The sequence below is a fragment of the Lacicoccus qingdaonensis genome (assembly GCF_900101075.1).
In the GTDB taxonomy this organism is placed as follows: Bacteria; Bacillota; Bacilli; order Staphylococcales; family Salinicoccaceae; genus Lacicoccus; species Lacicoccus qingdaonensis.
In genome coordinates, this window is record NZ_FNFY01000045.1 from 1 (window position 1) to 11,580 (window position 11,580).

The window sequence follows — 11,580 nt, forward strand, 5'->3', positions numbered from 1 at the left end:
TGTCACTCAGCCCTTCGAGCACATCACTGATATTCACATCTGTCAGCGTGACATTACCTGTATTGGTCGCTGTGAATGTATAGTTGATCGCTTCACCTGAAACTAAATTATCTCTATCAGCAGTCTTAACTAAGTTAATAGAAGGAACTTGGTCCGTAGGTATAGTGACAGTATCGTCATCTTCTATAGGATTATCAGATGGGTCTTCACCTGTTACAGACGCAACATTTTCAACATCTGATTGATTTAAATCTTCTTGAGTAACAGTATGGTTAACACTTACTGTTGTTGTTCCTCCCGGTTCGAGTGTTGTGTTTTCAAGCTCAATTCCCCCACCGAGCATCGGATCATTCAAAACAATATTATCAAGCACTACATTTCCAGTATTCTCAACTTCAAAAGTATAGGTGACTTCTTCACCTACTTCTGAAATGATTTCCTTGTTACTTGTTTTAACCAAATTGATTGAAGGTTCTGCAATAAGTGTATTTGTAATGTCTAGACCGTCATCACTATATGAAGTTTTATATCCATCTACCGTTACTTCTTTGACATAGTAGTCGTACAAAAGGCCTCTAGAAGAGTACATTGGATACCCTTCAAAAATATAACCCCATTCATTATTCTCGTCTGCTGCTACAGCTGCAGTTTCCACAAACTCTTCCTGGCCACCGTCAGTACTCCTATATAAGTCTATTTCAATTTCATCCGGGCGATTGGATTCTCCACCAATATCCTCCCAAATTTTCGTTCCAGAAACTTCTAAAGCTGGTCCTTTAATCGAAGGCACCTCAAACTCTCTAACGATATCACTGTCAGCTCTCGGTGCCAGTGTAGTTGTACCATTGGTTTCAAAGTATTCATTGCCTTCAAAATTTTCATTTTCAGTATCTAAATGTACCTTATAGCGTAGGTTAATAGATTCACCTGCGGCAAGGTTTAAATTATCTAATGTAATTGTTTCCCCGTCTAATGAAACCGTTACGCCATCTAACAATGCAGCTTTACTAGCGCTTAAATAATAATCACCATCACTTAATGAATCATCAGAAGCAGAGACGAAGTCTTCTCCGATTAGAGAAAGGTCGACTAGCTCTCCCATCGGATCAGTCACTGTACCATTATTAATAGTCGCTAAAAAGCCGGTAGCAACTTGGCTTAAAATATCTACTATTTCATCAACTTGTTCTGCATTGTGATATCGAGTAGGTGTTGATGCGATGTTCTCCATAACATATTTTGCTTCTGCTTGAGTGGCCCCTGCATCACCGGAGATTTCAACTCCTATAGAGTGCATGTCAATACCAGATGATTGAATACCTTTAGCAGCATTTATAGTATTGGTACCATGATTGCTGTTACCGTAGAAGAAATTAGTGCCGTTCCCTTGAATACGATTTCCGTCATGGCTTATCGTTGGCACTCCATCTGTAATTGTTATTACTACCTTATTGTCAGCATCACTACCAGCTAAAATATCCTGAGCTTCGACCAATGCTTCTTGTGTATATGTACCGCCGTTATTGCCCCTGCCACGATTAGTCGGGACATTTGTAGGCAATTTTTCAATTATGCTACTTGGATCATTGGTCAATGTTTTGTATGAAAAATTACCCATTCTACCGCCACGAACTTGATTGCTTCGTCCATCCATCACATGTGTACCAAATGAAACTAATGCCATACGAATATTTTCATTTTCATTAGTCAGCATTTGATTAATGAAGTCGGATGTGGCATCGTATGCCACCCCGACACGATTATTTGTGGCCATACTATTTGAATTGTCATAGACCAAAACGATATCTGTTGGTTCAACCACTTCTTGGTCTTTACCTTCAATATTCAGATCGATAAAATATTCTCCTGGATTACCAGTGTATGTAGCATTTTTGGAAATGATAGAGTCTTCAAACTCTTGTGGACCATTCGGATTAATCATCCCACCTGTGCCATCTTCATGGTTCTCTTCTGCCCCAAGAGCAATGTTGGCATCGTGGTAACTAAAAATTGTCGAGTTGATGATTAATAGAATCAGAAGCATGATTCCACTTTGTCTTGTTATCTTCGCTATGTTCATGATATCCTCCTAAATATTTACTAAACAAATTTTGTCAATATCTAGTATACAAAATAAAGTGAATATATACAACATCACTACCTTATTTGTATTTTCTGAATTAAAACTATATTTGTACTAACATTTAAGAAATGAAAGGAATTTTTAAAAAGGGCTTCCAATAAAGAACCGTTTATTGGAAGTTTGGAAAAAGATGAAATCAAGTTAGTTTTACTATAGATTGTGAGTACAAAAACTCGTATAATTATCTTAGTATACTAACTTTATAAATAAATGAGTTTTTGGACTACGGTGCAAGCTACTGAGTCGTTATTAGAGAGCAGAACACATATAATCCCTCATTAAGAGGTATTTAGGGAGGACAAATCATGAGCAAAATTGGTTATGCGAGAGTCAGTACAAAAGATCAAAATTTAAATAGTCAAATTGATATCTTAAATGAATATGGTTGTGAACGGATATTCTCTGAAAAGGTGAGTGGTCGAAAATATAACAGAACAGAACTGGATAAATGCCTCGACTATCTACGTGAAAGAGATACCTTAGTCATCACAAAATTAGATCGTCTTGGGCGTACAACTAAACAATTAATAGAGCTATCTCAATATCTCGCCGAAAATGAAATCGATTTGGAAATAATCGATATGAATATCAATACCAAAGATGCCATGGGAAAAATGTTCTTTACTATGATGAGTGCTTTTGCAGAACTTGAAGCAAATCTATTGAGCGAAAGAACAAAAAAAGGGTTAGCTTCAGCACGCTCAAGGGGTAGAATGGGAGGAAGACCCAGGTTATCTAAAGATAAAAGAGAAACAGTTGTATCACTGTATGAAAGTAAGAAATATACGATAAATGAAATCATCAGGATGACTGGTGTATCGAAAAGTACTATTTATAATATAGTTAATAATCAGACCGAAGAAAAGATTGGAGAGAAATGATTTTATGGAAACCGAACTCCAGCAAGAGATAAATGAAGTTTTAAAAGCATTTCCTGAGTATTGGGATGAAGATACATTATTGAAGCATAAATTGATTGAAGATGTACGTTCTTACAACGAAAGTTTGATAGAAGCTTTGTTATTGAACGAACTAATAAGGGATACATACTCACTTCAGTTGTCATCAGGTATAGTTTTTAAAACAGAAGATTTTATTGGTATGTTAAGGTTTAAAAATTATTGGGACAATAGTTACACAAAATATACAAATGAAGTTGGCCTAACAAGCGAAGGAAAATATCTTAAATACAATACAGATGTTGTGCTCGATTTTCCACATAAAGATTCTGTTTTAGAAGGTGGAATGACAAAAGAGGATATAGGAAAAAAAAGAAATTTATTATCATGATGTTATAGCCAAAGAAGAGATTGATACTTTATTATCTCCCAAAGTTTTTAGAAGTATAAAAAAATACGATAAGAATGGTCAACACGATACAGAGACTATTGACGATGATGATAATTTAATAATAAAAGGTAATAACTTAGTTGCCCTACATAATTTAAAAGAACGTTTTTCCAATAAAATAAAATTAATATATATAGACCCACCTTATAATACAGGGGGAGATAGCTTTAGATACAATGATCAATTCAATCATTCGACTTGGCTTACATTTATGAAAAATAGGTTAGAGGTAGCAAAGGAATTGCTAACAGAAGATGGGAGTATCTGGATTAATATAGATAATAATGAAAGCCATTACCTTAATGTTCTATTAGATTCTATATTTGAACGGAAGAATTTTATAGCAGATGTGATTTGGAATCACACGAAACAAAGTAAGAATGATGAACGTTTCTTTTCTAGACATTATAATCATTTATTAGTTTATGCCAAAAACAAAGACTCTCTAGATTTCTATGATTTGCCTAGGACTGAAAAAGATAATATAAATTATAAAAATCCAGATAATGACCCTAAAGGGCTATGGAGAGCTGGAGATGTCAGAAGCCCCAATTTACGTCCTAGTTTAAAATTTGATATTGAGGCACCTGATGGAAGCGTTATATCTCCTCCCAAAAATGGTTGGAGATGGTCTAAAGAATCTATTGAGAAAAAAATAGAAACAGGCGAGATTATCTTCAAACCAGGTAACACTAATATTATTCGAAAAATATATTTATCAGAGCAGTCAGGGAGAACACCTGAAAATATTTGGTATAGCGAGGATACTGGAACAACTAGAGAGGCAAATAGTGAACTTAAATCATTGTTCGGAACTTCAATATTTTCAACACCGAAACCAGAAAAGCTTATAAAAAGAATTATTCAATTAGCCACAAAAAATAACGATATTGTTTTAGATTTCTTTATGGGCTCTGGGACTACACAAGCAGTAGCCCATAAAATGAGACGTAGATTTATTGGTATTGAACAAATGGACTATATTACTGATGTATCTATACCACGTCTTCGTAAAGTTATTGAAGGAGAACAAGGTGGGGTTTCTAATGATGTTAACTGGCAAGGGGGCGGTAGCTTTGTGTATGCAGAATTACACAGCCTCAACGAAGAATATCTCCAGGCTATTCAAGATTGCTCAAGCACTGAGACATTAGAACACGTCATTGATAAGATGAAAACATCTGCCTATTTGAACTTCAAAGTGGACTTAGATAAGGTCACGACACAAGACGAGAACTTCAAATCATTATCTTTAGCAGAACAAAAAAAGTGCTTATCCAAGTGTTAGATATGAATCAATTGTATCTCAATTACTCAGAAATTGAAGACAGTCAGTATGATATTTCTGATTCAGTAAAAGTCTTTAATCATTCTTTCTATCAAAAAGAAGGTGATCAGAATGAGTAATGAAATTCTTCATAAAAAAATTGAAGCACAGTTCAACTCCTTGTTTGAAGAACCACCAGAAGTCCCAACATATGTTCAAGATAACTTAAGCCATCCATTGCGAGAATACCAAGCACAAGCATTGAAACAGCTCATCTATACACAAGAGCTAGATAATGCAGATCTTTCATTCAATCATCTGTTGTTCCATATGGCAACAGGCTCAGGAAAGACACTTGTCCTGGCCGCCACCATCCTGTATCTATTTAAGGAACACAGTCAACAGAATTTCATCTTCTTTGTGAACAGTGATGCCATCATTAAAAAGACTTATGACAACCTCACCAATGAAAGTTCCAGTAAGTATCTGTTCAGAAAAGAAGGCATCGTGATAGATGGCCAGCAGGTTTCCATCCAAGTGGTCGATGTATTCCCAACATTTCCAGATGCCAATACAATCTATTTGAAACTGACCACGATTCAAAAATTGCATATTGATCTGACAGAACCTAAAGAAAATGCATTAACCTATGAAGCGTTAGAGAATACGCGACTTGTGCTGTTGGCTGATGAAGCCCATCATATCAATGCATGGACACGGCGAGACAAACGGAAACTGAATACGAAAGAGTATGAAGAGAGAACATGGGAGAACACCGTCAATACCCTGCTTCAGCTCAATCCTGCCAATCGGCTATTAGAATATACGGCAACCATCAACTTGAATCAGGATGTGCTATTCGAAAAGTATAAAGACAAGATCGTCTATCAATATGATCTGAGACGGTTCATGAATGATGGGTATTCGAAGAATGTGGTGCTGTTGCGTGCCGATGAAGCAGATGAAAACAAGATGCTGAACGCCATTCTATTGAGCCAATATCGTAAATACATTGCCCAAGATAATGACATCACATTAAAGCCAATCATTCTGTTCAAGTCCAACAAGATTGCGACTTCCCGATCCGCCAATGAACGCCTATTAAACACCGTGCAGGCACTGAACGTGGAAAGCCTGTCACATATTATCAACCTTGGCCATGCCACCTATAAGCATGAGAACAGTATATGGAGCAAGATGTTCGAGTATTATAAAAATCAACCACTGCCTGAAGTCATTCGTGACCTGCAGTGGGATTTCACAGAAGAAACCATCCTAAATGCCAATGATAAAGCCTTCCTTTCGGAAGATAATGCCCTACTGTTGAATACATTGGAGGAAGACAACAATCCAATTCGTGCCACCTTTGCCGTCGCAAAGCTGAATGAAGGTTGGGATGTATTGAACCTGTTCGACATTGTGAGAATCAGTGAAGGGGCCACTTCAACGAAGACGACGACAGATAGTGAGGCCCAACTAATTGGCCGTGGGGCAAGGTACTACCCTTTTGAATACCAGGAAGAGCGCTCATATACAAGACGGTTCGATTTAGTGCAGACAGATCTCAAAGTCATTGAAAGCTTGCATTATCATACGATTAATGAGAATGCCTATATTAAAAACTTGGAAAAGTCACTCGAATCTGCGAGCATACAATTAAAAGAAGACGAATACGATCGGTTAGAAGCGAAGCTTAAGCCTGCATTTAAAAAGAGCCCAGTGTTCAAAAATGGTAAGATTTATATTAATAAACTAGAGAAAACGACTGCGGATGATTATAGAACACTTTCGCACTATAACGTGACCACAGACTATGAAATTCCATTTGAAATAACCGTTGAACAGCACTATGGCAAACGTACCAAACAGCCAGGTGTCGGACAAACACATGAAGTGACTTGGTATGTAGACCGTATCTATATCCGAAAGGCGCTACAGCGAAAACCATTCTTTCACTTCAATAATTTCAAAACATATATTCCTGCCTTATCGAGTATGAAGGATTTCATTGAAAATCCTGATTTCCTTGGAGATTTAACATTCTATATCACCATGCCACTCGGTTTAGAATTACATCATCTGAGTCCTTTAAGCAAACTCAAAATGGTCGAGAAATATTTTGATTATGTAGAGAAAAAGATGAAAGCAAACTATATGAAAGAACGTGGTACTCCAGTATTTGAAGGTGTTTCCATGCCTGAACTAATCAATGACTACTATATTGAGTTGAATAAGGTCAATTCCAAAGTGTCTAATATGAGTGAAATTCTGCAGAAAAGAAACATGCGGGATAATCATTGGTATGTATATGATAAAGCCATCGTCAACAGTTTGGAGAGCTCGTTCATCAATTTCATTAATGATTATGTAGAAGAACTTAAAGAAAAATACCAAGAAGTCTACCTCATCAGAAATGAACGAAAAGTGAAAATTGTTGAAATCAATGGGACTCGTGGTTTTATGCCTGACTTTCTGCTTTACCTTCAGGGTGAGGACTATACTTACCAAGTCTTCTTGGAGCCCAAAGGTGGACATTTGCAATTAGAAGATCGATGGAAAGAAGACTTTTTACTTTCATTAAGTGAAAACGAAGATATAGAAGTGTTATCTGAGAACAAGGACGTCAGGCTATTAGGCATGAAGTTTTTCTCAAATGAAAGTAATCAAAAGAATATGTTTAGACAAGATTTCAAAGATAAACTTCTATAATATTTTAGAGAACTTTAAAATTTTAAATTTAGATGATGCGGAAGATGGCAATTTGATAAATACATCTGACGAAGAAAAAGTGTCAGAAAGCGAAGAAGAAGCAAACTCAATAATTGCGATTTGGAATTTCCAAAAGCAGAATTATTATTTACAAAGGGGCAACTAAAAGTTGTTCCTTTTTTTATTTTTCAGCAGATTATCTGTTTTCACCCTTGAGGCGGATTTTCCCAGGGGAATGCTCATTTTTTCGTAAGAAAAATACGTGCGTGTAACTGGGCAGTGTTCTGATATTCAAATAATCAAATCAAGAAAGTATTAAAAAAATAATCTAACTTGGGTTTAAAATGCATTTAAAGCCCAAATAAAGCTCGTATAAGCTTTTAAACAGATTTTAGGTATATTTTATCGTGATTCATTCAAATTATCTGTAAGGGTGCATTTATACGTCATTCTGAGGGTATGCACAAAACCTTTCTCGCCTGCGCTCGAAATAAAAGGCAAAGATCTGTTTATGCCGAGAAAACTTTTGGTGGGAATAGCAAACAATTATAAACTGGATTGGTAGTGATTCATCGAATCGCTGCGAATCCTTAGGTTTATAGTTTGCTGTTGGTTCACACCAAAAGGAAATTGGAATAAAATATTTGTTATATTGTATTTATATTTGGCTGCTAAGGAGAGGTTATATGATAAATCCGGGATTAAATAATAAAACAGTCTTAATTACAGGTGCAAATTCTGGAATTGGTAGAGAGATTAGCACTATTTTTGCAGAGATGGGTAGTAATATTATATTTCATTATTTTGAAGATGACGAAATGGCTGAAGAAATGGTGAATAGTTTACGAAATTTCAGTGTAGATGTTTTGCCTTTTAAAGGAGATTTGAAGAATGCTTCAGTAATTAATAATTTGTTTGATAAGGCTGTATCAAAGTTTGGGAGTATAGATATTTTAATTAATAATGCCGCTGTTGCTGAGTTTCCTGATAATACTTTTGAGACAAATGAAAAAAGTTTTTATAATCATTTTGATATTAATGTTAAAGCAGTTTTGTTATTGATTAATAGGTTTGTGAATCTACATAAGGATCAGGGGAAAGTTGATGGGCATATTGTAAATATATCAACAGATGCTTCTCAGAAATTTGCTAATCAAATATCATATGGTGCTAGTAAAGCTGCGGTTGAAGCTTATACAAGAAGTATTGCAATTGAAGTTGGTAAATTTGGTATAACAGTTAATTGTGTAGCTCCTGGACCAGTTCAAACTGGTTATATTGATAAGGAATTAGAAGAATATGTTTTACCGACTATACCTATGAATCGATTAGGTGTTCCAAAGGATATCGCAGATGCTGTTGTTTTCTTTTCTTCAGATCAATCTAAATGGATTACTGGTCAAGTTATATTAGTTTCTGGAGGGCATTACATTTAGTTTGATTGAGGATTTTGTTTTTGTTTTAGAAACGAGTTGAAAACGAGTTTCTTCTTGTCTTGAACAGTTTACGCTCGATTGATTATTTGTAAAAATAATCGTGCGTATAACTGGGCAGTACTGCGTACTGAAACTAAATCAATTTGATTTTTTGTTAAAAAGATAAGTTAACTTGAAGTTATATACCTTTTAGAAGTCCAATAAAGCCTGTATAAGCTTTTAAAAGAAAGTTAAAGGTGTTTTATGCTAAATAATCGTTATAGGGTGCTTATATATCGTTTATGAGGTTCTTGGGTCATCTCATCGTTTGCACTCAAAATAAACTATAGTGATCCATTTATGCCGAGAAAACTTTTGGTGGGAAAAGCAACCCTGAATAAACTAAAAAGCCGGTAGGCAGATACCGTGAGGTATCAAAATGCCTACCGACAGCTTTTGGGTTTTTAGGGTTGCCGTTGGTTCACACCAAAAGGAAATTGGAATAAATACTAGATGAATATTGGAATAAAGTAATTTTTTTTATAAGCTTGATGTGAAAAGGGGGGATATTATTATGACTGTTTTATATATAATCATTTCAGCTATTTTGTTTTATTTTGTAATAAGATATGGAATTAGAGATGGCATGGTAGAAACAGAAGCTAATAAAGATAAATTAATTCATATGCAAAAAAGTAATGATCTGTTTGGAGATATAAGCAGAATATATTTCAATCTGCCTAGGAGTAAAAATGAAAAAAATTTAGAAGAAGCTAAGAAAATTTATGATGATTCTCTTGATATGATTTTATCTGAGAATGATTCAAAAGATATTTTTGCAGTTTTAACTAAAAATAAAGAGAAAATATCTGTGTTAGATAATCAAAATTAGTTAGTCCTTGTCGGCTTAGATTTTGATTTTTGAAACGAGTTGAAAACGAGTTTCTTTTATCTTGATACTAAAGTCCATATCTCTGAATTGATTATAATATGCTTCTGAGTGACTCAAAAGTTTTTCATCGAGTGTCTATCTGTAATAGAACTGTGATATCCGATTTATTGATCACACATGGATTCCAGTGTGATCAATTGAAAATAAATATTCTATACCAGATGCATCACAATCTAAGAGACTGTCATATATGCCAAGTATATAAAAAAAACGAAATTTTATTTTAAAAATGGCCGTTTGTTATCAATTTCACAAAAACTATTTATAAGCCTTATATAATAATCGATTAAAGTATGTTACAATCCTTTCCGAGAATAACATTTCTCGGAAACCCTTTTTTCTTATAAAATTTTTTTAGTTTATTTCTCAATATATTATTGTAATTTTATTTCTAAAACTCACCATATATTTTTCCTCTCAAGATTACTAAACTACTCCTTCTTCCTTAAAATGAATATCCAAAAATATATTAAATGATTAACTAAATCTTAAAGTTATTCCCAAGGTCAAACTATATAAATATAATATGTAAGGCACTTTGTTACATTAACTTTAAATCAATAGCCGTACCTGTTTATTCTTGTTAATTTCCATGCTTTTATCATTCGATTCTATGATATTTTTAAAAATTTTTCTGTATTCATCCGGTACTAAATCAAATATCTTATTGATCTCTTTTATAAGTAATATTGACATCTCTTTCAAATTTTGAACGTGTTTAACTAACGTCTGTAAAGTATAAATTTGGGTCTTACTGTAACGTCCTTTACCTACGATTTTTACTTTGATTTTATTGGATTGCTTCAAAACATTTTTGAGTGCTGTAATCGAAATGTTGAACTCATCAGCAAGGCTTCTGAGTGATTTTTCTACTACTCCGTTATGGACATTCGTATCTATGTATCGAATGATGTCGTTTTCTCGCTCATACGCATGTAAGTTTTTGCGATCTTTTCGTGCTTTCTTATGCTTGTACCAATTTGCCAGCCCATTGGTTTTGTATTGGTGGTCACACCAGGTCTCCATTAACTGTTTTATATGCTCTTGACTGGCCCCTTTGTACTTTCCGCTGTATGCACTGTTTACGGTCTTTTCTACTTCACTGTTTTTAAGGGGGACCTCCAGCATGGAATTAAACTGATCCATCTTGTCCAAACAACTGTCTAAAGATACATCCGATTGATAATTTGCCAGTGACAAGGTAAAAATGGTGTTGTTACGGCCATAGCCATTTCCGCCATGTATGTGCGCCTGTTGTATTAATTCACGATACCACTCTTCTTTAATTTGCCTATGCTGCGTGTTCAAAGTGTTATCGACCACAATTTTCAGAGGTGCCAGTGCATCGTCTGATTTGCGTTGTGACCACTCTATCAAGTCTTTAAAGTTGTGCTTCATTTCTTTTTGATAAAAAAGGACATTGTGGGTTCTGTTGCAAAGTAAAAAATATAGCTAACCACTAATTTATCATGTCAGTGTTCGCTTAACTTGCTAGCATGATGCTAATTTCGTGGCATGGCGAAAATCCGTAGATCTGAAGAGACCTGCGGTTCTTTTTATATAGAGCGTAAATACATTCAATACCTTTTAAAGTATTCTTTGCTGTATTGATACTTTGATACCTTGTCTTTCTTACTTTAATATGACGGTGATCTTGCTCAATGAGGTTATTCAGATATTTCGATGTACAATGACAGTCAGGTTTAAGTTTAAAAGCTTTAATTACTTTAGCCATTGCTACCTT

Annotated in this window: 9 protein-coding genes and 1 pseudogene; 7 read left to right on the forward strand and 3 right to left on the reverse strand. The window is 34.8% G+C overall.

The window, feature by feature from the left end:
• Positions 1–2,080 (reverse strand): DUF7507 domain-containing protein (locus tag BLR15_RS13305; protein ID WP_143004006.1); only part of this gene is annotated, 2,080 nt, incomplete at its 3' end.
• Between the two features lie 368 nt (positions 2,081–2,448).
• Here BLR15_RS13305 and BLR15_RS13310 point away from each other — a divergent pair.
• The 7 genes and pseudogenes from BLR15_RS13310 (at position 2,449) to BLR15_RS13340 (ending at position 9,776) form a co-directional block, all read left to right on the forward strand.
• Positions 2,449–3,024: a recombinase family protein gene (locus tag BLR15_RS13310; RefSeq protein WP_092988279.1), complete on the forward strand. Its 576-nt coding sequence runs from the start codon at positions 2,449–2,451 to the stop codon at positions 3,022–3,024.
• 4 nt (positions 3,025–3,028) lie between these two features.
• Positions 3,029–3,433: a site-specific DNA-methyltransferase gene (locus BLR15_RS14450; RefSeq protein ID WP_092988281.1), complete on the forward strand. Its 405-nt coding sequence runs from the start codon at positions 3,029–3,031 to the stop codon at positions 3,431–3,433.
• A 193-nt stretch (positions 3,434–3,626) separates the two neighbouring features.
• A complete protein-coding gene (locus BLR15_RS14455) occupies positions 3,627–4,781 on the forward strand; it encodes a site-specific DNA-methyltransferase (protein ID WP_331465680.1) in 1,155 nt (384 codons plus the stop codon).
• A 216-nt stretch (positions 4,782–4,997) separates the two neighbouring features.
• Entirely contained in the window at positions 4,998–7,469 is a 2,472-nt protein-coding gene (locus BLR15_RS13325) for a DEAD/DEAH box helicase family protein (RefSeq protein WP_331465679.1), read from the forward strand.
• 7 nt (positions 7,470–7,476) lie between these two features.
• Positions 7,477–7,635, forward strand: a pseudogene (locus BLR15_RS14340) (protein rep); the annotation flags it as partial.
• 520 nt (positions 7,636–8,155) lie between these two features.
• Positions 8,156–8,905, forward strand: a complete 750-nt coding sequence (locus BLR15_RS13335; protein WP_092988287.1) for an SDR family NAD(P)-dependent oxidoreductase — start codon at positions 8,156–8,158, stop codon at positions 8,903–8,905.
• Positions 8,906–9,458: 553 nt separating this feature from the next.
• Entirely contained in the window at positions 9,459–9,776 is a 318-nt protein-coding gene (locus BLR15_RS13340; RefSeq protein ID WP_092988289.1) for a hypothetical protein, read from the forward strand.
• A gap of 612 nt (positions 9,777–10,388) precedes the next feature.
• On the opposite strand, the gene BLR15_RS13345 is transcribed toward BLR15_RS13340, so the two are convergent.
• Both BLR15_RS13345 and BLR15_RS13350 read right to left on the reverse strand, forming a co-directional pair.
• Entirely contained in the window at positions 10,389–11,234 is an 846-nt protein-coding gene (locus tag BLR15_RS13345; RefSeq protein ID WP_092988291.1) for a primase C-terminal domain-containing protein, read from the reverse strand.
• 85 nt (positions 11,235–11,319) lie between these two features.
• On the reverse strand, positions 11,320–11,580 hold a 261-nt coding region (locus tag BLR15_RS13350), incomplete at its 5' end, for a DDE-type integrase/transposase/recombinase (protein WP_000619087.1).

Coding starts and splice junctions, on each gene's coding strand:
- BLR15_RS13310 (WP_092988279.1), top strand. CDS start 2,449: ATGAGCAAAATTGGTTATGCGAGAGTCAGTACAAAAGATCAAAATTTA.
- BLR15_RS14450 (WP_092988281.1), top strand. CDS start 3,029: ATGGAAACCGAACTCCAGCAAGAGATAAATGAAGTTTTAAAAGCATTT.
- BLR15_RS13335 (WP_092988287.1), top strand. CDS start 8,156: ATGATAAATCCGGGATTAAATAATAAAACAGTCTTAATTACAGGTGCA.
- BLR15_RS13340 (WP_092988289.1), top strand. CDS start 9,459: ATGACTGTTTTATATATAATCATTTCAGCTATTTTGTTTTATTTTGTA.
- BLR15_RS13345 (WP_092988291.1), bottom strand. CDS start 11,234: ATGAAGCACAACTTTAAAGACTTGATAGAGTGGTCACAACGCAAATCA.